This window comes from Flavobacterium hibisci, from assembly GCF_020026925.1.
GTDB lineage: Bacteria > Bacteroidota > Bacteroidia > Flavobacteriales > Flavobacteriaceae > Flavobacterium > Flavobacterium hibisci.
Map to the genome: position 1 here is coordinate 143,993 of NZ_JAIQDW010000011.1, position 25,173 is coordinate 169,165.

The following is a 25,173-nucleotide window of genomic DNA, read 5'->3' on the forward strand; positions in this document are numbered from 1 at the left end:
TTATTTTGCGGGCTGACAAATGATTTTCTGCTTTAGTTTGCTGCAATTGTGAAATTCCGGTGCTTTTTTTATTAATCTTAAAAAAATAACTGAAATGATTTTAATTTTCGAAAAGAGATGTTTCTGTTTTGTTGTTTTTTGATGAAAATTAAAAATAAAAAAAAGCCCCAATGGGACTTTGATTTGAAGTGCGTTTGTGTTTTTATTCTGTATCACCTTCGCTGTAATAATTGTTCTCTTCGTCTTCAGAACCAATTTCTTCCTGTTTATCATCAAGTTCTGAGCCCGGAATATCTAAGTCGTTCCCGAGTTTGTCACTGTTTTGTTTCCACTCGTGATTGTCATTGGTGATTATTCTTTTACCTGAAATGTCTTGTGGGTCAATATCTTCTAATCTTTCTTCTTGATTATAGATGTCTTCGTTTGCATCATAATTCATATTTTCAAGGTTTCTTTCGATTTGGTCATCTTTGATTTGATCTAATTTTTCATCTGCGTTTATCATGACTCTAAAATTTTTAGTTGAATATTAAAATTACAAAAGGAATTGCTGAAACTGTTATACTTTAATAATCTGATTGTTGCAGTTTTTACATTCCTTTCTCAATAAACTTTCCTGAGGGTCGTTTGCGTTAGGGATAGCAGCGACATCCTTTTGCGACAACGAAAATTTGTTGATTAAAAACTAAAATAGCTGGAGCAAAAGATATAGCGGATAGCCCGACCCTTGGGGAACGCCCAAATAAAAAATAAAATTTCAATTGGAGAAAATTCAAATTCCAAGTTTGTAAAATTATTATCTAATTTTCTAATTGTCCAATTGACTAATTCCCCAAATTCCAGGTTTGTTAATCATTATCTAATTTTCTAATTGTCAAATTATCTAATTCTCGAAATTAACCTATCTTTGCACCCTGAAAAAAGAAACAGATGAAGTTTGATTTATTACAAAAAGATCCGCAATCGAAAGCGAGAGCAGGAAGTATTACTACAGATCATGGTGTAATTGAAACGCCTATTTTTATGCCTGTCGGAACGGTGGCTTCGGTAAAAGGCGTGCATCAGCGTGAACTTAAAGACGATATTAATCCAGATATAATCCTTGGAAATACCTATCATTTATACCTGCGTCCGCAAACAGAAATTCTTGAAAAAGCAGGTGGATTGCATAAATTCATGAATTGGGATCGTAATATTTTGACAGATTCTGGAGGATATCAGGTATATTCTCTTTCTTCAAATAGAAAAATTAAGGAAGAAGGAGTGAAGTTCAAGTCACATATTGACGGTTCATACCACTTTTTTACACCCGAAAATGTAATGGAAATTCAGCGTACCATTGGAGCCGATATTATTATGGCTTTTGATGAATGTACGCCTTATCCTTGCGATTACAGATATGCACAGCGTTCGATGCATATGACACATAGATGGTTGGATCGTTGTATTAATCATCTGGAAAAAGTGCCTTATAAATATGGTTACGAGCAAACGTTTTTTCCGATTGTTCAGGGAAGTACTTATAAAGATTTGCGTCGCCAGTCGGCTGAATATATTGCGAATTCCGGACAGCAGGGAAATGCTATTGGTGGATTATCTGTAGGGGAGCCTGCTGAGGAAATGTATGCGATGACTGAAGTGGTCTGCGAAATTTTTCCGGAAGATAAACCCCGCTATTTAATGGGGGTTGGAACTCCTATTAATATATTAGAAAATATTGCGTTAGGAATTGATATGTTTGACTGTGTAATGCCAACACGTAACGCAAGAAACGGAATGTTGTTTACAGCAAACGGAACAATCAACATCAAAAACAAAAAATGGGAAGCTGATTTTTCGCCAATTGACGAAATGGGACATACTTTTGTAGATACAGAATATTCTAAAGCGTATTTGCGACACCTGTTTGCTGCTAATGAATATTTGGGAAAGCAAATTGCTACGATCCATAATCTTGGTTTTTATATGTGGCTGGTTCGTGAAGCCAGAAAACATATCTTAGCAGGCGATTTCAGACCATGGAAAGAAATGATGGTTAAAAATATGAGTCAAAGACTTTAAGAAAAAGTTTCAAGTTTTTTTAGTTTCAAGTTTCAGGCTCTGTAAGTAACGTGAAACTTGAAACCTGAAACAAAAAAACAAAAAATCTATGTTAACAATAATAGATAAGTATATTTTAAAAAGATATTTAGCCACTTTTTCAGTGATGATTCTTTTATTTATTCCAATCGGAATTGTAATTGATGTTTCTGAAAAGGTGAATAAAATGCTGGAAAACAAGATTCCGTTTACGCAAATCGCCATTTACTATTACAACTTTACGGTTTATTTTGCGAATTCGCTGTTCCCTATATTTTTATTTTTATCAGTAATCTGGTTTACTTCTAAGCTTGCAAATAATACCGAGATTATTGCCATTTTAAGTTCAGGGATTTCATTTACCCGATTTTTAAGGCCTTACATTATTGGTGCTTCTATCGTTTCGGTTTTTGTACTTTTAATGGGGTTTTTTATAGTCCCTGCTGCCAGTGAAGGTTTTAATAATTTTAGGTATACTTACTTAAAGGGAAATGGTAAACAGTTGATGCGTGGTGAAAACACTAATGTTTACAGACAGATTAATGATAACGATTTTATTTTTGTAAATAGTTTTAATGAAGAAACTAAAACGGCTTTTAATTTTTCGCTGGAACATTTTGAAAAAGATAAACTTACTTATAAAATTACTGCCAGCCGAATTACCTGGGATCCTAAAAAGAAGACTTATGTTTTGTATGATTATACCAAAAGAACGGTCGGAGAACTCAACGATGTAATCGAGAAAAATCCTGAAAAACCTGTAAAATTTAAGTTTGAGCTGGCTGATTTAACACCGGTTGTCTATATCGCAGAAACGCTTTCTCTTGGCGATTTAATTGATTTTATTGATAAGGAACGCAAAAGAGGTTCGGCAAATATAAATACTTATTTGGTCGTATTATATAAGAAATACAGTGTGCCTGTTTCTGCTTTTATTTTAACTATTATAGCAGTGGCGGTATCGTCTATGAAGCGTCGTGGCGGAATGGGAATTAATCTGGCCATAGGAATTGCAATTGCTTTTTCATTCGTATTTTTTGATAAAATCTTTGGTACTCTTGCCGAAAAATCAACTTTCTCACCTTTTTTAGCTGTGTGGTTTCCGAATATTGTTTTCGGGGCTCTGGCAATTTACTTACTACGCAATGCGAAACGATAATTTAAAAAGCTATTTAAATCTTCATTTAATAGTTTTTATATGGGGATTTACGGCTATTCTTGGGGCTTTGATTACTATTGATGCCGATAATCTGGTTTGGTACAGAATGTTGTTGGCTTTAATTTTTTTAGGTGCTTTTATTATTTATAAAAAACAATCTTTTCACGTTCCGGTAAAGGAACTTTTTAAGTTGGTTTTTGTAGGCTTGTTAATTGCGCTGCATTGGATATTCTTTTTTAAAGCTATTCACGTTTCAAACGTTTCGATTACGCTTTCCATATTTTCATTAGGTGCTTTTTTTGCTTCATTGTTAGAGCCGCTTTTCTACGGAAGAAAAATATTGTGGTACGAAGTTTTTTTCGGACTAATCATTATAGCAGGATTAGCTTTGATACTACAGGTAGAAATAAGATATCTTACAGGGGTTTATTATGCATTGGCATCTATCATATTAGGAGTTGTATTTACTTTACTAAATGGTAAATTAATCTCAGATCATGAGCCTTCGCTTATAACATTTTATGAATTTGGTGCTGGCGTTTTCTTTATCTCTCTTTATTTTTTAATACAGGGAAAATTTAGCGTAGATTTTTTTACGATCTCATTAAATAATTGGGCTTTATTGCTCATTTTAGCTTCGGTTTGTACGGCTTATGCGTTTACAGCTTCTGTAAAAGTAATGCAGCGCTTAACACCTTATACCGTTATGTTAACTACTAATTTAGAGCCTGTTTACGGAATTATACTGGCTTATTTTATACTTGGCGGAAAAGAAAAGATGAGTGCTGAATTTTATATTGGAGCGCTGATCATTGTAATTACGGTTATTTTAAATGGTGTTTTCAAACATTCTCAAAACAAGAAAAAAAAGTAATCTTTTACTTATTTATAAATTACGTAATAATACTTTAGTGTGAATTATTTACACCAATGATATAATATTTTTATATTTGCGGTTCGATTTAAAAACAAAATTCAAAAATCCATGGAATATTTAGATTTTGAGCTTCCAATCAAAGAACTTGAAGAACAGCTGGAAAAGTGTGTTATAATTGGAAAAGAATCTGATGTTGATGTAACACCTACCTGTAAGGAAATCAACAAAAAATTAGAGCAAACTAAAAAAGAAATATATAAAAATCTTACCGCCTGGCAGCGTGTACAATTGTCAAGGCATCCAAACAGACCTTATACTTTAGATTATATCAGAGCAATCTGCGGAGATACATTCTTAGAACTTCACGGAGATCGTGGATTTAAAGATGATAAAGCAATGGTTGGCGGATTAGGAAAAATAAACGGTCAGTCGTTTATGATTGTGGGCCAGCAAAAAGGTTTTAATACAAAAACACGTCAGTACCGTAATTTTGGTATGGCAAATCCCGAGGGATATCGTAAAGCTTTGCGTTTGATGAAAATGGCAGAGAAATTTGGAATCCCGGTTTTAACTTTGGTTGACACCCCGGGTGCATATCCTGGGCTTGAAGCAGAAGAAAGAGGACAGGGAGAAGCTATTGCCAGAAATATTTTTGAAATGGTTCGTTTGAAAGTGCCAATTATTACTATTATTGTTGGAGAAGGTGCTTCCGGAGGAGCTTTAGGAATAGGTGTTGGAGACAGGGTTTATATGTTAGAGAATACCTGGTATTCTGTTATTTCTCCTGAATCGTGTTCTTCTATTTTATGGAAAAGCTGGGAGTATAAAGAGCGTGCGGCAGAAGCTTTAAAGTTAACTTCATCTGATATGAAAAAGCAAAAATTAGTGGATGATGTTATTCCGGAACCACTTGGTGGGGCACATTATGACAGGGAAACTACTTTTAAAACTGTAGCAGAATATATTACCAAAGGATATAATGAACTGAAAGATTTATCAACAGCCGATTTAATTGCCCAGAGAATGGACAAATACAGTAATATGGGCGAGTATAAAGAATAAATTCATATTAAATGATATTAAATCCGAAGCCTTACAGTTTCGGATTTTTTTTTGGTTATGAACAAAAAAGACTTACTTATAAACAAATATTACTTATAACTAGATAGTAATGTTTTTTTAAATTTCGCTAATTTCGCTAAATGGAAAATTTCAAAAATATAAACCCTGTAAAGGTAGATAAAACCACCATAATTAATTTAGAAAAAGGAAAACTACCACCACAAGCGCTTGATTTAGAGGAGGCTGTCCTTGGCGCAATGATGATTGATAAAAAGGGGGTAGATGATGTAATTGATATTTTACAGCCTGATGCATTTTATAAAGATGCTCATAAATATATTTTTGAAGCTATTATTCAGCTTTTTACAGAAACGCAGCCTATTGACTTGCTTACCGTTTCCAGCCAGTTAAAAAAGAATGGAAAATTAGAGTTAGCCGGAGGCGACTTTTATTTGATTCAGCTGACTCAAAAAATTGCTTCTTCTGCACATATCGAATTTCACTCCCGAATCATTCTTCAGAAGTTTATCCAACGAAGTTTAATTAGAATTTCATCTGAAATTATTGAAGCATCGTATGATGAAACTACAGACGTTTTTGATTTATTAGACCAGGCCGAATCGAAACTATATGAAGTAACTCAGGGAAATATCAAACGTAGTTCTGAAACAGCACAGAGTTTAGTTTTACAAGCTAAAAAGAAAATTGAAGAGATTTCTAAAAAAGAGGGATTGAGTGGTGTTGAAACTGGTTTTACGAATTTAGATAAGCTAACTTCAGGATGGCAGCCTAGTGATTTAATTATCATTGCGGCCAGACCAGCAATGGGAAAAACAGCATTTGTACTTTCTATGGCCAGAAATATTGCTATACAATACGGACACGGGGTAGCTTTGTTCTCTTTGGAGATGGCATCAGTTCAGTTGATTACCAGGTTGATTTCATCTGAAACAGGATTGTCATCAGAGAAATTACGTACTGGAAAACTGGAACCTCATGAGTGGACCATGTTGAGTACCAAAGTAAAAGACTTAGAAAAAGCGCCTTTGTTTATTGATGATACCCCATCGCTCTCTATTTTTGATTTAAGAGCAAAATGCCGTCGTTTAGCTTCGCAACACGGTATTAAAATCATTATTATTGATTATTTGCAGTTGATGACTGCTGGAGGAAATAATAAAGGAGGAGGAAATCGTGAGCAGGAAATTTCGACAATTTCCCGAAACTTAAAAGCATTAGCAAAGGAACTTAATGTGCCTGTAATTGCACTTTCTCAGCTATCTCGTGCTGTAGAAACCCGTGGATCCAGTAAACGACCACTGTTATCAGATCTTCGTGAATCTGGAGCTATTGAGCAGGATGCCGATATCGTTTCGTTTTTATATCGACCAGAATATTACAAAATTGATGAATGGGATGATGATGAGGCATCGCCAACAGCTGGCCAGGCAGAAATTATGATCGCTAAGCACCGTAATGGAGGTATTGAAAACATTCGATTAAAATTTTTAGGACATCTTGGTAAATTTGATAACCTGGATGATTTTTCAGGAAGTTACGATGATCTGCCATCAAAAATGAATCATGATGATAATCAGTATATCACTAAAAATCTGCCGTCTGCAAATGAAGCTTTCGGAAGTAATCTGAATGAAGATGATGATGATAGCGATGTGCCGTTTTAAAAGTTAATTCAGATTTATTATAAAAAGAAAGGGAAAAATCATTTGATTTTTCCCTTTCTTAATTTAAACTAATTTATAAAACCTTTTTTGAATTATTTTTTCAGAATCAATTTGTGTGTAATTGTTTTGTTTCCTTGCTTTTCGTTAACAAAATACACACCATCAGCAAGACTTTCAATATTAAAAGTATTAATTACTTCAGATGAAACTTTTTCAGTTTTTACTGTTTGTCCTAATTGATTGACAATATTTAAATCAGCATCATAATCAGATTCAATATTTAATATTCCCTTGCTTGGATTCGGATATATTACAAATTTAGATTTTGCTTCAAAATCAGGATTATCTAATGTAGTTACATTTACACATGTTGATATTACACTACATAATCCAACGGTTACCACAACTGCATAAGAACCAACAGCTGTTGGAGTAAATGATTGCCCGTTTTCACCTATTAATATAGTAGCAGGACATTGAATCCATTGGTATATTGCACCTGACTGATTGGCAGTTATAGTTGCTCCAACAAGTGTAGTTGTTGAATCTAAAGCTGCCGGTTGTGTAATAGTAAAGTTACGGGTAGTTGTACATGCATTAGCATCTGTTATTGTTACGGTATAGTTTCCTGGGGCAAGTCCGGTTGCCGTAGCAGCTGTTCCTCCTGAAGGAGCCCAAGAATAGGTATATGTACCAGTACCCCCTGAAGCAACTACAGAAGCAGTTCCGTTCGATCCCCCATTGCATGACACATTGGTTTGTGAAGTAGTTGCAGTAATAGCTGTGGGCTGTGTAATGGTAAAGTTGCGTGTTGCCGTACATGCATTAGCATCTGTTATAGTTACGGTATAGTTTCCTGGAGCAAGTCCGGTTGCCGTAGCAGCTGTTCCTCCTGAAGGTGACCAGGAATAAGTATATGTACCAGCACCACCTGAAGCGGTTACAGAAGCAGTTCCGTTAGTTCCTCCATTGCATGACACATTGGTTTGTGAAGTAGTTGCTGTAATAGCTGTAGGCTGTGTTATGGTAAAGTTGCGTGTTGCAGTACATGCATTAGCATCTGTTATTGTTACGGTATAGTTTCCTGGAGCAAGTCCGGTTGCCGTAGCAGCTGTTCCCCCTGAAGGTGACCAAGAATAGGTATATGTACCAGCACCACCTGAAGCAGTTACAGAAGCAGTTCCGTTAGTTCCTCCGTTGCATGATACATTGGTCTGAGACCCAGTTGTAGTGATTGCCGTTGGTTGTGTAATGGTAAAGTTGCGTGTTGCAGTACATGCATTAGCATCTGTTATTGTTACGGTATAGTTTCCTGAGGCAAGTCCGGTTGCCGTAGCAGCTGTACCCCCTGAAGGTGACCAGGAATAGGTATATGTACCAGTACCCCCTGAAGCAACTACAGAAACAGTTCCGTTCGATCCTCCATTGCATGACACATTGGTTTGTGAAGTAGTTGCTGTAATAGCTGTAGGCTGTGTAATTGTAAAGTTACGGGTAGTAGCACATGCATTAGCATCCGTTATTGTTACGGTATAGTTTCCTGGAGCAAGTCCGGTTGCCGTAGCAGCTGTTCCTCCTAAAGGAGCCCATGAATAGGTATATCCACCAGCTCCACCTGAAACAGTTACAGAAGCAGTTCCGTTCGATCCTCCATTGCATGACACATTGGTTTGTGAAGTAGTTGCTGTAATAGCTGTAGGCTGTGTTATGGTAAAGTTGCGTGTTGCAGTACATGCATTAGCATCTGTTATTGTTACGGTATAGTTTCCTGGAGCAAGTCCGGTTGCTGTAGCAGCTGTTCCTCCTGAAGGAGACCATGAATAGGTATATCCACCAGTACCCCCTGAAGCAACTACAGAAGCAGTTCCATTCGATCCTCCATTGCATGACACATTGGTCTGTGAACCTGTTGTGGTGATTGCTGTTGGCTGTGTTATTGTAAAGTTGCGTGTTGCAGTACATGCATTAGCATCCGTTATTGTTACGGTATAGTTTCCTGCAGCAAGTCCGGTTGCTGTAGCAGCTGTTCCTCCTGAAGGAGACCATGAATAGGTATATCCACCAGCTCCACCTGAAACAGTTACAGAAGCAGTTCCGTTAGTTCCTCCGTTGCATGATACATTGGTTTGTGAAGTAGTTGCTGTAATAGCTGTAGGCTGTGTTATGGTAAAGTTGCGTGTTGCAGTACATGCATTAGCATCCGTGATTGTTACGGTATAGTTTCCTGGGGCAAGTCCGGTTGCTGTAGCAGCTGTTCCTCCTGAAGGAGACCATGAATAGGTATATCCACCAGCTCCACCTGAAACAGTTACAGAAGCAGTTCCGTTAGTTCCTCCGTTGCATGATACATTGGTCTGTGAACCTGTTGTGGTGATTGCTGTTGGCTGTGTTATGGTAAAGTTGCGTGTTGCAGTACATGCATTAGCATCCGTTATTGTTACGGTATAGTTTCCTGCAGCAAGTCCGGTTGCTGTAGCAGCTGTTCCTCCTGAAGGAGACCAGGAATAGGTATATGCACCAGCTCCACCTGAAGCAGTTACAGAAGCAGTTCCGTTCGATCCCCCATTACATGACACATTGGTCTGTGAACCTGTTGTGGTGATTGCTGTTGGTTGTGTTATGGTAAAGTTGCGTGTTGCAGTACATGCATTAGCATCCGTTATTGTTACGGTATAGTTTCCTGGAGCAAGTCCGGTTGCTGTAGCAGCTGTTCCTCCTGAAGGAGACCAGGAATAGGTATATGTACCAGTACCCCCTGAAGCAACTACAGAAGCAGTTCCGTTAGTTCCTCCGTTGCATGATACATTGGTTTGTGAAGTAGTTGCTGTAATAGCTGTAGGCTGTGTTATGGTAAAGTTGCGTGTTGCAGTACATGCATTAGCATCTGTTATTGTTACGGTATAGTTTCCTGCAGCAAGTCCGGTTGCCGTAGCAGCTGTTCCCCCTGAAGGAGACCATGAATAGGTATATGTACCAGTACCTCCTGAAGCGGTTACAGAAGCAGTTCCGTTAGTTCCTCCATTGCATGACACATTGGTCTGTGAACCTGTTGTGGTGATTGCCGTTGGCTGTGTTATGGTAAAGTTGCGTGTTGCAGTACATGCATTAGCATCTGTTATGGTTACGGTATAGTTTCCTGGAGCAAGTCCGGTTGCCGTAGCAGCTGTTCCCCCTGAAGGTGACCAAGAATAGGTATATGTACCAGTACCACCTGAAGCGGTTACAGAAGCAGTTCCGTTAGTTCCTCCATTGCATGACACATTGGTCTGTGAACCTGTTGTGGTGATTGCCGTTGGCTGTGTTATGGTAAAGTTCTTTGTAATTTGTGTTAATTCGCCATCTGTTATTGTTACAGTATAGTTTCCTGCAATAAGACCAGTTGCTGTAGCAGATGTTCCTCCTGAAGGTGACCAGGAATAGGTATAAGGTGCCACTCCACTAGAGGCTGTTACGCTTGCGACTCCAGTAGCCCCTCCATTACAGGCTATATTTGTTTGAGATGTAGTCGCTGATAAAGCGGCATTCGTAGTAAATGTTAAATCCGAACCATAACTTGTTCCTGCTGAATTAATGGCATATGCTCTAAAGTGTACAAGTGTCCCTGCCGGTAATGAAGGAATAACTGCACTAAAAATTCCTATTCCAGTTCCGTTTGTAATTTTGTTATTTGAAGTAGTAGGATTGCTCGTTGTTGCCCAAACAATTCCTCTTTCTGTCACAGTATCACCTCCATCAGCAGTAACATTTCCTCCCAATGTAGCTTTTAAAGCCCCTATTCCAATCGCTGCAGTTGTAGTAACTGTTGGCAGTACGACTGTAGGTGCCTCAAATAATCTAAAATCATCTATTCCCCATTCTTCGTTGTTTCCTTCAGAAAATACGCGAATTCTTAAGCTTAAAAGATTTCCTGTACCGGCAATAGTTTTGCTAAATTCGCCAAAAACGTTCGTCAATTGTGTACCATCTCCACAACCATTGCCATCGGTATCTTCGAATAAATATTTATCTACCCCGTTTGCGGCACTACCTCTGTTAAAAAAACGGATTAAGCTGTTATATGCACCTCCATCAATACTGTATTCAACAATAATGTAATCTGTATTGGTTGTTCCAACTCCACTGGCACAGGCATTTGTGTTATCCCAAGGTTCATTGGTACTTGCAGCAGCAATTAAACCCTTGAAACTTAATCCCGTTCTTCCGGTGATTGGAATTCCTGTCCATTCGATTTGGAGTTCATTATTAGGGCTATTTGTAGCTGCTCCTTGTGCACCACTTGTAATAAAACCAGTGCCCGCAGCATTATGATCTTCTCCAGCCCAAAAGTATGTTCCTTGTTTTCCGGTAAAAGGAACAATTTGCTGTATTGTAGAACCATCGGTTAACTTGAAATAACTAGCGCTAGGGGAAGTAGTTCCTCCATTTTCTTCAGGAACTCTAAGTCCGCTGGTAGGTGCTCCTTCAAAATTGTCGCTCCAAAACTGTGTTTGTGCACTTCCCCTTATCCACGAAAGGAAAAGTAACATTGAAAAAATTAAAGTAAAGTTTTTTTTCATGATTACATTATTTAATTTGTTAATAATTTTTTTAATGCCAGGTTTTTAGATAATGAAAATTGATTGGCTGTCATAATGCCTTCATCAGTACTAAGCATGGTAATTGCAATTTGTTTGTTGTCTTCACATGCTATATTTATGGTATCAGTTATTGTTACTATTGTTCCGGGTAGATTATTATGAGATTCATCTAATATAGAAGCCATAATTATTTTAACCTGCTCTCCTAATAATGTGGCATCTGCACCTGTATTCCAGGGATTGCATGCATTAATGAGTGCAATAATCTCGTCTGCTGACATCTGTTTCCAATTAATATAAGTATCAGAAAGTTCTGGCTTCTCGTAATAATAAGCCAAAGTTTCATCTTGCGGTTGATTAGGAATACTACTGGCAAATTGCAACATGTTTGCCATATTTAAAGTTACCTGAGCCAGACGCTCACTTAATCTGATAGTTAATTTTCCATAAGTGTCTGCTTCTTCAATAGCTATAGGGTCGTTAAAAATTATATTTCCTTCATCAAATTTTGAATTCATAAAATGTGCACAGATAGCAGTTTCTGTTTCCTGATTTTTTAAAACCTCAAAAATGGGCATTACACCACGATATTGAGGTAATGGTCCAGGATGAAAATTGATGAATTTTTCATGTCCGTAGGACAGAATAGTTTTCGGAAGGAGAAATGGAAAAGAAATACAAAATATATAATCAGGCTGGACTGTATCAATCCAGGTTCTCATTTCGTGAATACTTTTTTTATCTGGAAAAGATTTAAAACTTATGTTACTTTCTTCTGATTCTCTTTCCAAAGCATCTATAATCATATTACTGCCTTTGCCGATACCAATTCCGCATATAAATTTTTCATATGCCAGTAACTGCAATGAAGGAAAAGCAAATTTTCCACCACATAATATGATTATTTTTATTTTGTCTTCCATAATTAAATACAAGTGTAGCTGTTATACCATGCCGATGCTGAATTGTTTAATTCATGTGTGGTTAGGCTTTCAAAGTGGGCTTGTACATCATTGGCCATGTGTTCTAATTGTAAATCACATTTACCTTCATTTGTTGAAATCACAATTGCATGATATAAAGGCGCAATTGACGTATTTGTTTTTGAATCAAAATAAATCTCACCTCTTGGGCTTTGAAATTTAAATGATTGTAAGCCTGAAGCTATTTGTGACATATTGTTTTTGCACTGGTCAATTAATTCTATAACTTTTAAAGCTATAAAAGAACTTTCCCAGCTTAATAATGAAAACAGGTTAGGAATTCTGCCTGCAGTTGTCATGCTTTCCATAAATATTTTATTTTCATCAGATTCTATTTTTTTTGACCAGGCTGCAATTCCTTTTATATTATTACCAGGATATGCTGCATCAGCCAGCATCATTTCTTCAAATCCAAAAGGAGGTAGATAAACCGGAATATTTTCTCCTTCAAATGAGTTTTTAATGCCTTCAAAATACCAATGAACAAAATCACCGCTAAACAAGCTCAATAAAGCACTATTAGGAAATTTCTCTAAATGGTCTTTTAAAGGGGCAATTGTAAAATCTTCTGTTTTATATCCTGTAGCGTGATTAAAAGAAATTTTTCCTCCATTTTCTTCAAATCCTTTAGATATACTATAGGTGTGCAGATATCCACCATCATAATAACCGGTTACCATTCCGGCTGATGTATATCCATCAGTTACAGCTTGTTTCGCTGCAATTGAGGCTCCTAAGCTATTATGTAAAGAATGATAAAATATATTTGGACAGGTTGGCCATTCGTGAGGTAAATTGGCTCCGGCATCTAAAACGATTAACATTTTATTGGCAGCAAGAAAAAGTGGACGAAGTAATTGTGCCATGCGATGCCCTATGTAAGCAATTACTAAAGAAACATTTTCTTCCAATAAAAGTTTTTCTGCGCTCCTGTAGCATTGTTGTTTGTCAGCTCCAAAGCCTATGTTTTCGGTAACGATTTGAATGTCTTTTCTTCCTAAATGTTTTAATCCGGAGCGTAGTCCTTCATAAAGGTCGAAGCTAATGCTTTGATAGTATGTTGATCGGGCTAATAAAATTCCTATTGTTTGCATATTTTTATTGAATAACAAAAAAGGAAATTTTCAATATGAAAATTTCCTTTAATATTTGAATTAATTTCTACTTGGAAATATTCCTTCTGTTGCAATTGAATAATTAATCGTGACATAAGGATTCATTACACTAAATGGAATCGATGATCCGGTAGGTCCAGTATTTCCTGAAACTGTAGGAGCTCCATAATTTTTACCAGCCGTTGCTACAGACGAATAAACTTCCACACCCCTGTCAGAAAGAAATGCATTTTCTGGTGAAGCAATATCAGGACCACCCGTTGAAACAGGAATATTTATTGAAATTCCAATACCTGAGTGAATGTGAGCTGGCAAGTTTTGTGTTGATAGAGTAACACTTGTAAGCCCTGCCTTTTCTCCTATACTATAAAAAGGAAGTCCAGCCCCTTGCCCTTGCCCAATAGGAACTCTTCCCTGTAGATCTGGTAAAGCAAATGTCGATTGCCCGTTTCCACCGTAATTAGTTCCGAGAAGTGCAAATAATGCTGTGTTTTGGGCAATACTAATTACTTGTCCCTGACACGTTAGATAACCTAACGGTGCAAAATTAAATCCGAGTAATTTGATTTCTCCTATAAATGGTTCTGTAGACATAATTTAATTTTTTTAAGTTAGATTTTATTAATTTCTACTTGGAAAAATGCCTTGAGTCGCAATTGAATAATTGATAACCAAATAAGGATTCATTATACTAAATGGAGTCGATCCTCCTGTTATTCCTGTATTTCCTGCAACAGTAGAGGCTCCATAATTTTTATTTGCAGTAGCTACACTTGAAAATATTTCTACACCTGTATCGGCAAGATATGCTCCTTCTGGTGAAGCAATATCAGGTCCGCCTGTAGAAATTGGAATATTCACTGTCAGCCCTGTAGCCGGATGGGTATGAACAGGAATGTTAGATGTTAATAATGTAACATTTGGAGAACCTGCAAGTTGTCCCATAGCATACGCAGGTAATCCAGCGCCTTGGCCTTGTCCAATGGGCATTCTGCCTTGTAAATTAGGAAGTCCGAATGTTACTTGTCCATTTCCTCCGTACATAGTTCCCAGTAAAGAAAATAGGGCAGTATTTTGTGCAATTGATAAGAGTTGACCGCTGCAGCTCATATAACCTCGAGGTGCAAAATCAAATCCAAAAATTTTAATTTCTCCGATAAATGGTTCTGTTGACATAGTTTTTTGTTATATAGTTAAAAATAAATTACATCTATTTTGTCCTTTTTATCTTGACCTTTTGATGTAAACCATTGATGGAATTAAGTCTTCCAACTATCAAAAATATTTTGTTAGAGATTTTTTTTATAATTAAATGTCATGAAAGCTACTTTTTATGTTACGAAAGATGCTTTTGTGCCTTCTTACATTTTTTTTATTCTTTAATAATGTAAGTCTATAGATCTCTAATGGACTCTGTTAATTTATTTTTATAAATGGTTTCTTAACAAATTTAAATTATAATGAAAAAACAGAGATACGTGTTTATACCTGTTTTTTATGTTTTTTAGGTGTAAGTATTTGTTATACAGTGGTTTTTTTACTGTTTAGATGTTGGTTTTTTATTTTTAAATGTTTAATTTTTTAAAATAATTCATTAGCTTAGCTAATAATTAGTAACTCTTAACCAAAACAAATCAATTATGGCAGAAGAAAAATTTCCGGGACCAATTCAGATTCCATTAGCAGTTGCGAAAGAATGGGAAAAGAGATACGAGAATGATACTACACTTGAAGATAGTAACAGCAAGATAAAATCTTATTTGATACCGAGGGAAAGTTTAGAAATTGTATTGCAGCTTAATACTGATGCTGTTCGTGCTTACATAGGTATTAATGATCAAAATGAAAAAACATTGCTTTTTGTTGGGGCAAATTTGGATAAAGAAACCGGTAAATATATAGATGTTTATGGACCTCCTGGAAACCAGGGTAGTGCTAAATCAGTTGAAGAGGTTGTTTATGATGGAACACGCCCTTCGCCTCCTTTTTAAAAATACAGAATTCAATATTAATGATAGATTTTTTAATATATTCAGGTTATTTATTATTATTAATTAATCTGATTTTATATACTTATAGCTTTTTCCGTAAGGAAAAATCTAATATTTTTTTTATGTGTTATTTGCTTTTTTCTTTTGTAATGCAGATAACGATGGAATTTATGTACCATTTTAGATTTGATAATTTGTTTGTAATCAATATATTTGTTATCGGGCAGATGATTTTGTTAAGTTTATTTTATGCATCCATTGTAAAATTACAATCTCAAAAACGAATAGTAAAGCGTAGTTTATTTTGTGCTTTATTCATTTTGAGCATTCAGTTTTTTATTGATTACAGGCAATTTTTAAAATTTAACTTGTTTGCAATAACTATTGCTTCTTTGTTAATTCTGGCATTTGCATTATTACATTTTTATAATATGCTTACTGAGCATAAATCTTACTATTACATTACTATAGCTGTAATATTTTTTATGTTAGGCTCTACAATTTTATATTTAGTAGGAAATTTGACTCTAAGCCTTAGTAAAGACCTAAAATATCTTTCATGGAAATTAAATGCTTTTTTATTTCTGATTTACCAATTATTTATTTTATATGAATGGAAAATAAGTTTTTCCAAAAAATATTTTATTTAACTTAAGTAGTATTTATTAATTAAATTTTTTTAGTTATGAAGAAAATAAAAAAAATCGGTTTTTATGTATTGATTGTTTTTGCATTGTCTTGTCAAAGAGAAAATAATCAGGAGGATACTGCTTCGGCATCAGTTTTACAAAATGAGGATTGGTTATCAGCTAAGCTGGATACTAAATTTGCAAGTTCGCAAAAAGAGGTGGCAGGGTATCTATTTCCTATTAGTGAAATGAAGCCATTATTGGAAAAATCAAATATAACTGAGGTGCATTTCAAATTAGGATTTATTGACAATAAAATACAAATGCAAGTAGCGGGAGTTGATGAATCTGGTGTTGAGTTAGGAATGGTTAAGTCTGCAATATTAAAAGAATCCATTTTTAGAAATGAATTAAAGAATCTCAATGCATTATCTGTAAACAGAACTAAAAAAAGAACAAAATTATTAAATTCACATTTATTGTCACCAGTTGACGCATCCCTCTGGATTAATGAATGGCAAAAGAAACTCAGCAATATTTCTGAACTGGACGAAGTAACTTCATATGAGGGTAACCGTTTTCGTTACTTTAGTTTAGAAGCCGAAGTTGTAAAAGCCATGCTGTATCAGGGCAATGTAAATTTAGGTGCATTTTTTGGGATTAATGCTAAAGGAAAAGCCACTATTATTTTGATTGGGCTTGATAAAAGTAATCATTTGAAAAAGGCCTCAGTCACATCTGAAGAAACTGAAGACATATACGATGGTACGCGCCCATGTCCACCTTGTATTGAAGAAGAAGATCCAATACAATAGTATTTAAATAAGAAAAGTACAAAAAGTCTCTGTCAATTTTCCTGACGGAGACTTTTGTTTACAATTAACAGGATGGCACTTCATTGATAAAATAAATCAATATATTTGAATACGATTATATTCGATAATAAAAAATACCACGATTTATATGAATGTAAATTCCATTCCTGAAAAAGAAGTTGTCGCAATTATTTTGTACATCTCACTTTTTTTTATGATTGTAGCAGTTGCTTTGATTGTCTTTTTCTATTTTTCCAGAAAAAAGATTATTCAAAAAGAACTGGAAAAAAGAGATTTAGTATTAGCACATCAAAAAGAACAATTGCATGCTGTTATTATTACACAGGAGGAAGAAAGGAAAAGAATAGCTCAGGATTTGCACGATGACATAAGCTCAAAATTAAATGTAGTTTCATTGAATAGTTATTTACTTGCCTCTCCCAATCTAAAACAAACAGAAATAAAAGAAATTACCGATAATATTATCAATATTACGGCAAAAGCATTAGATAATTCAAGAAAAATTGCCCATAATTTATTGCCTCCTGTTTTTGATAAATTCGGACTTCATGCCGGAATTGAAGAACTATGTGAAGAATTTGAGAGTAGTAAATCTGTTAAAGTATTTTATCAAAATAAAATTGAATTTAATGAAAATGAAAAAGATAAACATTTACACGTTTTTAGGATTTTACAGGAGTTGATGAATAATTCTTTGCGACATGGAAAAGCTTCAGAAATCTCTATACATTTAGATAAAGTTAATGGTAGCAATAGCTGTTTTTATAAAGACAACGGTATAGGTTTTGATTCTAAAAATTCTGAAAATCAGAAAGGATTAGGAATGAAGAATATAGATAGCAGGATATCTTTCTTAAATGGAAGCATTGATATAAAATCTGAAATCAATAAGGGGATTGAAGTTTTTTTTACATTTTAACTTAATTAGTTGCTTTGCTTAAATTACTATTAATGTTTACTGATTGGTTTCTTATGTGATATAATTTGTAATTTCGAAATTCTAAGAAGATTTAAACTCAGGAAAAATGAATAATTTTACTATCAAAATAGTTTTAGTTGATGATGAAATCTTATTTCGTAAAGGAATTTCTTTCCTACTCCAAAGAGAAGACAATATTGAAGTTCTTTTTGAAGCTTCAAATGGAGAAGAATTGATTTCAAATTTGAATAATAGTGAGACTAAACCGGACATTATTATTATGGATCTGAAAATGCCTGTTTTAAATGGTGTTGAAGCTACTAAAGTTATTAGAAAATTTTTCCCTGATATTAAAATTATTGCATTAACTAGTTATGACACTAAATCATTCGTGATAAATATGATTCAGGTGGGGGCCGTTGCTTATTTAGTAAAAAATACAACTCCCACAGATTTAATAAACACAATTAATGAAGTTGCAAAAAAAGGATTTTTTTATAATGAGAAAATTTTAAAGACAATACAGGATACTATGCATCCTTCAAAAAATTCTAGAGTCAATTTAGAGTCTGGTTTTTTATCACCAAGAGAGATCGAAATACTTCAACTTATTTGCAATCAAAAAACCACGGCTGAAATCGCCGAAGAACTCTTCTTGAGTCCAAGAACGGTTGAAGGACACAGAAATAATTTATTGCTTAAAACTGAGTCTAGAAATATTGCCGGATTGGTTGTATATGCTATTCAAAATGAAATCGCAGTTTTAACTCTTTAAGTTAACTGGTTAAAAACTGAATAGACAGTACGTAATACGTTATAATAGTTATTGCTATTATACAAAGAGCTATTTTTTGTAGCATATTTAATTGTTTTGATTCCTTATCACTTTCATTGATTTTCATTGTATCTCAAAAATTTTATTATTGAATGTCAAATTTAATCAGAATATCTTTTCTGATTGTAAGTATTTATACCTGTTTTTACTTGTTTAGTCCAAAAAAAACGATGATTTATAGCGATAAATAGTATTTCTAATATAGTTTTTAATACTTCCTTTATACCTTTACAGAAAATAGTTTATCGAAATGAAACAAAGCTTAATATATATAGTAGTGTTATTAATGTCTATATCGGCAAAAGCATCTTTTATACTTCTCCCTATGGACGAAACTACGCAGCAAAATCATCTTAAGGCGTATGGAATAACCTATTGGTGTCTGAATAAGGACTATAAAGCCAGCTGGCTTTTAAATTATCGGGGAGGGTCATTTTTATTGCCAGATGCTGACGAAATTCGTAAAGAATGTAAAATTCGCGGCGTAAGTTTTGAGGTTCTTTCAGATAGTGAACAAGCTGCGATCTTAGACGAAATTTCAAGTCCTTCGCAAAACATGGAATCAGTCATTTTAGAAAAGGCTCCTAAAATTGCTGTTTATACACCAAAAGGAAAACAACCCTGGGATGATGCTGTAACTCTGGTTTTGACATATGCCGAAATTCCTTTTACACCAATTTATGATGAAGAGGTTTTAAGTGATCAGTTGTTACTTTATGACTGGCTGCATTTACATCATGAGGATTTTACCGGACAATATGGTAAATTTTATGCTGCATACAAAAATACACCCTGGTATATTGAACAAAAAAAGGATTCAGAAGCATTGGCCGCCAAGCTCGGCTATTCTAAAGTTTCACAGGAAAAAGGAGCTGTTGCTAAAAAAATAAGGGATTTTGTTATTGGAGGAGGTTTTATGTTTGCTATGTGTTCTGCAACGGATAGTTTTGATATTTCTTTGACAGCAGATGGAGTTGATATTTGTGAAGCAATGTTTGACGGAGATGCAAGTGAACCAAATTATCAGTCAAAACTGAACTATGGAAATTCTTTTGCCTTTAAAGATTTTACACTCGAAAGAAGACCGGAACAATACGAGTTCTCAGATATTGATATGACCACAAAACGTAGAATCACACCTGATAAAGATTATTTTACTTTAATGGAATACTCTGCAAAATGGGATCCCATACCAAGCATGCTGTGTCAAAATCATACACAATTGGTAAAAGGATTCATGGGACAGACGACTTCATTTGATTCAGCATTGATAAAATCTAATGTTTTAATTATGGGGACATGTGAACTTAATGGCGAAGCACGCTATATTCATGGAGAAAAAGGTAAAGGGATGTTTACTTTTTTTGGCGGACATGATCCCGAAGATTATCAACATCAGGTAGGTGATCCACCAACAGTTTTGGATTTGCATCCAAATTCTCCGGGCTATCGATTGATTTTAAATAACGTTTTATTTCCGGCTGCAAAAAAGAAAAAATTAAAAACGTAATCATCCTCTGAATATGGAGTTAAGAAAATATAAAGGCTTTTTCATAAATTTGAAAAAGCCTTTTTTGTTGGTTTTAATTGAGAATTAAACTGCTCTTAATCCCGTTGTAATTGCGAATCTATTCCATGAGTTTATCGTGATAATGGTAAGGATAATTTCAGCCAGATATTTTTCATCAAATAGACGGGCAGCATTTTGATAAACTTCATCAGAAACATGATTACTAATTAATGTTACTTGCTCTGTTAAAGCTAAAATTGCTTTTTCTTCTTCTGTAAAAACATCAGCTTCTCGCCAAGCACTGGTAAGGTAAATGCGCTGTTCGGTTTCGCCTAATTTTCGGGCATCCGCTGTATGCATATTGATGCAAAAAGCACATCCGTTTATTTGTGAAGCACGAATTTTAATTAGCTCTTTATAAGTTGAAGTTAGTGAAGTTGTAGAAATGTATTTTTCTAAATTCATTAAGGCTTGATAGGCCTCTGGGGCAACTTGCGGAATAACTATTCTTGAATTCATTTTTATATGTTTTAAAGTTCATTACAAAGGTCAGTGATGTATACTTTAAAAAACTTGAACTGCTTCAAGAAATTCAGGTCAGATTTTGCCGGATCTTATTTTACTCATGAATTCTGCAGAAAAATCTAAATAGGAGGCAAGCATGTATTGAGGGACCCGCTGTACAAAATCTGGTTGCTGGTTTTTGAAATGATTGTATCTCTCTTCAGCCGACATAGTAAATAGAAATTTAATGCGCATTTGTGCGGCGCCAAAAGATTTTTGGGAAACAATTCTGAAGTATCTTTCCAGTTTGGGAATTTGAATTATAAGGGATTCTAATATATTTTTTTCTAATGCTATAATTTCGCAGTTCTCAACAGTTTGTATATAGAAATGTGAAGGACTATTATTATGATAACTTAAATAATCAGTTATCCACCAGTTTTCAATTGCAAATTGCAGGGTTTGTTCCGTTCCTTTAGGATTGATAATATATTGGCGCATGCAGCCTTTTGTGACGAAATACATAGTACTGCAGATTTGGCCTTCTTGTAATAAGTGTTCTTTCTTTTTTACTTTTGAAAGGATGAGGCTCGATTCCAGAATATCAATTTCATCAGAATTTAATATTACGAATTTCTCTATATGGTTTAGAAGGGCTGTAAACATATAATTTATTACGGAGTAATATTGCCCAAAGATAAATCAGATTTGTTATAAAAACAAAAACCCAATCGAATGATTGGGTTTTTTATGATAAGTAAGTAATCTTAAATTGAGTTTATAAAACGTTTATTTTACTTTATTAAGAATCGCTTTGAAAGCTTCTGGGTGGTTCATAGCTAAATCTGCAAGAACTTTACGGTTCAATTCGATTCCATTAGCTTTAACTTTACCCATGAATTGAGAATAAGACATTCCTTCTAATCTGGCTCCAGCGTTGATACGTTGAATCCATAAAGCACGGAAATTTCTTTTATTTTGTTTTCTATCGCGGTAAGCGTAGCACATTGCTTTCTCTACTGCATTCTTAGCAACTGTCCAAACGTTTTTACGTCTTCCAAAGAAACCTTTGGCTTGCTTCATTATCTTTTTTCTTCTTGCTCTTTTAGCAACTGAATTTACCGATCTTGGCATAATTTTAATGTGTTTTTGTAGCAGGCGTCCCGAATTAAATCAAGGGAACTTAAAAGCCATACTCCAAGGTTATATAAATAATTTTTTAACCTAAAGAATTATTAGATAATTCTTAATTGTTGTTTAATGCTTTTCATATCTGTTTGGTGAACTAGCGCTGAGTGTGTCAAAGCTAATTTACGTTTTTTAGATTTTTTAGTCAAGATGTGACTTTTAAAAGCATGCTTTCTTTTAATCTTTCCAGAACCAGTAACTTTAAAACGTTTCTTGGCGCTAGATTTTGTTTTCATTTTAGGCATTTTTCCTAGTGTTTTAATTTATTCTTACTTACTTATGCTTTTGTTTCAAGTTTTATGTTTCATATTCAAAGTTGAATACTGAAACTGTAAACCGAGACTATTTCTTTTTCTTCGGAGCAATGAACATAATCATTCTCTTTCCTTCTAAAACAGGCATAGCTTCCACTTTGCCATGCTCTTCTAGGTCAGTTGCCAAACGTAATAATAAAATTTGACCTTGATCTTTATAGATGATCGAACGTCCTTTGAAGAATACAAAAGCTTTTAATTTTGCACCTTCTTTAAGGAACTTTTCAGCATTCTTTCTTTTAAATTCGTAATCATGCTCATCAGTCTGAGGACCAAATCTAATTTCTTTTACGACAACCTGAGACGACTTAGCTTTTAAAACCTTATCACGTTTCTTTTGCTCGTAAACAAATTTCTTGTAATCCATGATTTTACAAACCGGCGGTTCTGCGTTTGGCGAAATCTCAACTAAATCCAATTCAAATTGATCTGCTAAACGTAAAGCCTCTGCTAGTTTAAAAACACCAGGTTCGATGTTTTCACCCACTAGTCTCACTTCTTGCACCCCACGAATGTTGTTATTTATTCTGTGTGCATCTTTTTTTTCTACTCGAGGTTGAAAACCTCTGTTACTTCTTATTGCTATGACTTTATAATTTAAGTTAAACTGTAAAAACTTTTAATGTTTTATTTATTTCTTCGTTTACAATTCTGACAAATTCCTCGATTGTAACTGTAATATTTCCTTTTCCTTCTTGTCCATGACGACGAATAGAAATCGTTGCGTTTTTCTCTTCTTCTTCACCAACAATAAGCATAAACGGTATTTTCTGCATTTCTGCATCTCTAATTTTCTTACCAATAGTCTCGTTTCGGTTATCAATTAGGGCGCGAATTTCGTGATTTTCTAGCAAATCTAAAACTTTTTTAGCATAATTTTCATATTTCTCACTCAAAGACAATATAATAGCTTGCTCAGGCATTAGCCAAAGTGGGAAATTTCCTGCTGTATGCTCTAGTAAAATTGCTATAAAACGTTCCATAGATCCAAAAGGAGCTCGGTGAATCATAACAGGGCGATGTAGTTCATTGTCAGCACCTTTGTAAGTTAATTCAAAACGTTCTGGTAAGTTATAATCTACCTGAATTGTACCCAATTGCCATTGTCTTCCTAATGCATCTTTAACCATGAAATCAAGTTTTGGACCGTAAAAAGCTGCTTCGCCGTATTCTACAACTGTATTAAGGCCTTTGTCTCTGGCTGCATTGATGATCGCATTTTCTGCTTTCTCCCAATTTTCATCTGTACCAATATACTTTTCTCTGTCTTCTTGATCTCTCAATGAAATTTGAGCAGTAAAGTTTTCAAAACCTAATGAGCCAAATACATATAATACAAGGTCAATTACTTTTTTGAACTCTTCGTCTAATTGCTCCGGAGTACAGAAAATATGCGCATCATCCTGAGTAAATCCTCTAACACGAGTTAAACCATGTAGTTCCCCAGATTGCTCATATCTATATACTGTGCCAAATTCAGCATAACGCTTTGGTAAATCTTTGTAAGACCATGGTCTTACATTGTAAATTTCACAGTGGTGAGGACAGTTCATTGGTTTCAATAGAAACTCTTCGCCTTCTGCAGGAGTATGAATTGGCTGAAAACTATCAGCACCATATTTTGCATAGTGACCAGAAGTAACATATAATTCTTTTTGTCCAATATGAGGAGTCACAACTTGTTCGTATCCGGCTTTCTTCTGAGCCCTCTTTAAGAATTGCTCCAAACGATCTCTTAACGCTGCTCCTTTTGGTAGCCATAAAGGTAAACCTTGGCCAACTTTCTGTGAGAAAGCAAACAACTCAAGTTCTTTTCCTAATTTACGGTGATCACGACGTTTTGCTTCTTCAAGAAGTTCAAGATATTCAGTTAGATCTTTTTGTTTTGGAAAAGAAGTTCCATAAACACGAGTCAACTGTTTGTTTTTCTCATCACCTCTCCAGTAAGCGCCGGCAACACTCATTATTTTTACAGCCTTGATGATTCCAGTATTCGGAATATGTCCACCACGGCATAAATCAGTAAAAGTTGCGTGATCACAGAAAGTAATAGTTCCGTCTTCAAGATTTGAAATTAATTCAGTCTTGTAAACGTTGTCTTTGTACATTTCCAAAGCTTCCGCTTTACTTACCGGACGCATTTTAAAATCGTATTTTCCTCTTGAAATCTCAAGAATACGGTCTTCGATTTTTTTAAAATCAGCTTCAGAAATTTTCTGGTCTTCAAAGTCCACATCATAATAGAATCCATTAGCAATTGCTGGTCCAAGAGTTAATTTAATTCCAGGATACAATTCCTCAAGAGCTTGAGCCATTACGTGCGAAGTGGAGTGCCAAAAGGCTTTTTTTCCTTCTGCATCATTCCAGGTATATAATATAAGATTACCGTCGGTCGTTAATGGAGTCTCGGTTTCAATAGTTGTACCATTAAAAGATGCAGAAATCACATTTCGTGCAAAACCTTCGCTAATGCTTTTAGCGACCTCCATTGGAGTTACGCCTGAGGCAAACTCTCTAATTGACCCATCGGGTAAAGTAATCTTGATCATTGTTTATAATTTTGTGAATGCAAATATACATGATTACAAAAATACATACAATATATATGTACAAGTTTACTTTATTATGTGTAAGTATAGTTTTTGCTGTAGTATATATAATTGTATTATGTGTTTTTAACTAAGACCTGTTGGGTTTTGTTTTTATATATCTATTGTGATATATAAGTAGAGTTTGTCGGGCTGAGAGGAGTCGAAACCTTTGAGTCTCTAGAATAATAATCAAGTAGCTTATTCCCGCTATCCGCTTCAATCTTTTGCTTTTTAAAGAAAAAAGCAAAAGGATTTCCTCTTCTATCGGGGCTAAAGAGGGTTTTAGGGAATTTTGTTAGGAGAAAGAATGATATTGTCT

At 34.9% G+C, this 25,173-nt stretch carries 24 protein-coding genes; 11 read left to right on the forward strand and 13 right to left on the reverse strand.

What is annotated here, in order from left to right; translation table 11 throughout:
• Positions 1–202: 202 nt before the first annotated feature.
• Positions 203–505 (reverse strand): hypothetical protein, encoded by a 303-nt coding sequence (locus K8B81_RS13055; protein ID WP_223682033.1) that lies wholly within the window; start codon positions 503–505, stop codon positions 203–205.
• A 425-nt stretch (positions 506–930) separates the two neighbouring features.
• Here K8B81_RS13055 and tgt point away from each other — a divergent pair, with 425 nt between their 5' ends.
• From tgt to dnaB, 5 genes are all read left to right on the forward strand, one after another.
• Positions 931–2,061 (forward strand): tRNA guanosine(34) transglycosylase Tgt, encoded by a 1,131-nt coding sequence (tgt, locus tag K8B81_RS13060; protein ID WP_223682034.1) that lies wholly within the window; start codon positions 931–933, stop codon positions 2,059–2,061.
• Between the two features lie 88 nt (positions 2,062–2,149).
• On the forward strand, positions 2,150–3,238 hold the full coding sequence (locus tag K8B81_RS13065; RefSeq protein ID WP_223682035.1) for an LptF/LptG family permease: 1,089 nt from the start codon (positions 2,150–2,152) through the stop codon (positions 3,236–3,238).
• The gene (locus K8B81_RS13070; protein WP_223682036.1) at positions 3,225–4,112 is read left to right on the forward strand and encodes a DMT family transporter; all 888 of its coding nucleotides are present in this window, start codon (positions 3,225–3,227) and stop codon (positions 4,110–4,112) included. The genes K8B81_RS13065 and K8B81_RS13070 overlap by 14 nt, the downstream gene beginning before the upstream one ends.
• A gap of 111 nt (positions 4,113–4,223) precedes the next feature.
• Complete coding sequence (locus tag K8B81_RS13075; protein WP_223682037.1) at positions 4,224–5,177, forward strand: acetyl-CoA carboxylase carboxyltransferase subunit alpha; 954 nt, start codon at positions 4,224–4,226, stop codon at positions 5,175–5,177.
• Positions 5,178–5,317: 140 nt separating this feature from the next.
• Positions 5,318–6,862 carry a replicative DNA helicase gene (gene dnaB, locus K8B81_RS13080; protein WP_223682038.1) on the forward strand — a complete coding sequence of 515 codons (1,545 nt, stop codon included), beginning with the start codon at positions 5,318–5,320 and terminating at the stop codon, positions 6,860–6,862.
• Between the two features lie 92 nt (positions 6,863–6,954).
• On the opposite strand, the gene K8B81_RS13085 is transcribed toward dnaB, so the two are convergent.
• From K8B81_RS13085 to K8B81_RS13105, 5 genes are read right to left on the reverse strand one after another with little or no spacing between them, the layout of a single operon-like run.
• Positions 6,955–11,418, reverse strand: coding sequence for a T9SS type A sorting domain-containing protein (locus K8B81_RS13085; RefSeq protein ID WP_223682039.1), 4,464 nt, complete (start codon positions 11,416–11,418; stop codon positions 6,955–6,957).
• Between the two features lie 11 nt (positions 11,419–11,429).
• The gene (locus K8B81_RS13090) at positions 11,430–12,362 is read right to left on the reverse strand and encodes a methionyl-tRNA formyltransferase (RefSeq protein ID WP_223682040.1); all 933 of its coding nucleotides are present in this window, start codon (positions 12,360–12,362) and stop codon (positions 11,430–11,432) included.
• Between the two features lie 2 nt (positions 12,363–12,364).
• Complete coding sequence (locus K8B81_RS13095; protein WP_223682041.1) at positions 12,365–13,516, reverse strand: ABC transporter substrate-binding protein; 1,152 nt, start codon at positions 13,514–13,516, stop codon at positions 12,365–12,367.
• 60 nt (positions 13,517–13,576) lie between these two features.
• Entirely contained in the window at positions 13,577–14,131 is a 555-nt protein-coding gene (locus K8B81_RS13100; protein ID WP_223682042.1) for a phage tail protein, read from the reverse strand.
• A gap of 27 nt (positions 14,132–14,158) precedes the next feature.
• Positions 14,159–14,713 (reverse strand): phage tail protein, encoded by a 555-nt coding sequence (locus K8B81_RS13105; protein WP_223682043.1) that lies wholly within the window; start codon positions 14,711–14,713, stop codon positions 14,159–14,161.
• A gap of 464 nt (positions 14,714–15,177) precedes the next feature.
• Here K8B81_RS13105 and K8B81_RS13110 point away from each other — a divergent pair, with 464 nt between their 5' ends.
• The 6 genes from K8B81_RS13110 to K8B81_RS13135 all read left to right on the forward strand — a co-directional run bounded on the left by K8B81_RS13110 (position 15,178) and on the right by K8B81_RS13135 (position 20,257).
• Complete coding sequence (locus tag K8B81_RS13110) at positions 15,178–15,528, forward strand: hypothetical protein (RefSeq protein ID WP_223682044.1); 351 nt, start codon at positions 15,178–15,180, stop codon at positions 15,526–15,528.
• Between the two features lie 20 nt (positions 15,529–15,548).
• Positions 15,549–16,178 carry a hypothetical protein gene (locus K8B81_RS13115; protein WP_223682045.1) on the forward strand — a complete coding sequence of 210 codons (630 nt, stop codon included), beginning with the start codon at positions 15,549–15,551 and terminating at the stop codon, positions 16,176–16,178.
• Positions 16,179–16,213: 35 nt separating this feature from the next.
• Complete coding sequence (locus tag K8B81_RS13120; RefSeq protein WP_223682046.1) at positions 16,214–16,972, forward strand: hypothetical protein; 759 nt, start codon at positions 16,214–16,216, stop codon at positions 16,970–16,972.
• 148 nt (positions 16,973–17,120) lie between these two features.
• The gene (locus K8B81_RS13125; protein WP_223682047.1) at positions 17,121–17,912 is read left to right on the forward strand and encodes a sensor histidine kinase; all 792 of its coding nucleotides are present in this window, start codon (positions 17,121–17,123) and stop codon (positions 17,910–17,912) included.
• Between the two features lie 106 nt (positions 17,913–18,018).
• Positions 18,019–18,687 carry a response regulator transcription factor gene (locus K8B81_RS13130; protein ID WP_223682048.1) on the forward strand — a complete coding sequence of 223 codons (669 nt, stop codon included), beginning with the start codon at positions 18,019–18,021 and terminating at the stop codon, positions 18,685–18,687.
• A 310-nt stretch (positions 18,688–18,997) separates the two neighbouring features.
• A complete protein-coding gene (locus K8B81_RS13135) occupies positions 18,998–20,257 on the forward strand; it encodes an asparagine synthetase B (protein ID WP_223682049.1) in 1,260 nt (419 codons plus the stop codon).
• An 84-nt stretch (positions 20,258–20,341) separates the two neighbouring features.
• Here the strand turns inward: K8B81_RS13135 and K8B81_RS13140 are convergent, their stop codons facing one another.
• From K8B81_RS13140 to K8B81_RS13170, 7 genes are all read right to left on the reverse strand, one after another.
• Complete coding sequence (locus tag K8B81_RS13140) at positions 20,342–20,776, reverse strand: carboxymuconolactone decarboxylase family protein (protein ID WP_223682050.1); 435 nt, start codon at positions 20,774–20,776, stop codon at positions 20,342–20,344.
• 78 nt (positions 20,777–20,854) lie between these two features.
• On the reverse strand, positions 20,855–21,427 hold the full coding sequence (locus K8B81_RS13145; RefSeq protein ID WP_223682051.1) for a Crp/Fnr family transcriptional regulator: 573 nt from the start codon (positions 21,425–21,427) through the stop codon (positions 20,855–20,857).
• Positions 21,428–21,550: 123 nt separating this feature from the next.
• The gene (gene rplT / locus K8B81_RS13150; protein WP_007810721.1) at positions 21,551–21,895 is read right to left on the reverse strand and encodes a 50S ribosomal protein L20; all 345 of its coding nucleotides are present in this window, start codon (positions 21,893–21,895) and stop codon (positions 21,551–21,553) included.
• A 101-nt stretch (positions 21,896–21,996) separates the two neighbouring features.
• A complete protein-coding gene (rpmI, locus tag K8B81_RS13155) occupies positions 21,997–22,194 on the reverse strand; it encodes a 50S ribosomal protein L35 (RefSeq protein ID WP_026727505.1) in 198 nt (65 codons plus the stop codon).
• A gap of 97 nt (positions 22,195–22,291) precedes the next feature.
• Positions 22,292–22,843 (reverse strand): translation initiation factor IF-3, encoded by a 552-nt coding sequence (gene infC / locus K8B81_RS13160; protein ID WP_078226030.1) that lies wholly within the window; start codon positions 22,841–22,843, stop codon positions 22,292–22,294.
• A 22-nt stretch (positions 22,844–22,865) separates the two neighbouring features.
• On the reverse strand, positions 22,866–24,812 hold the full coding sequence (thrS, locus tag K8B81_RS13165) for a threonine--tRNA ligase (RefSeq protein ID WP_223682052.1): 1,947 nt from the start codon (positions 24,810–24,812) through the stop codon (positions 22,866–22,868).
• A gap of 161 nt (positions 24,813–24,973) precedes the next feature.
• On the reverse strand, positions 24,974–25,173 hold a 200-nt coding region (locus K8B81_RS13170), incomplete at its 5' end, for a hypothetical protein (RefSeq protein WP_223682053.1).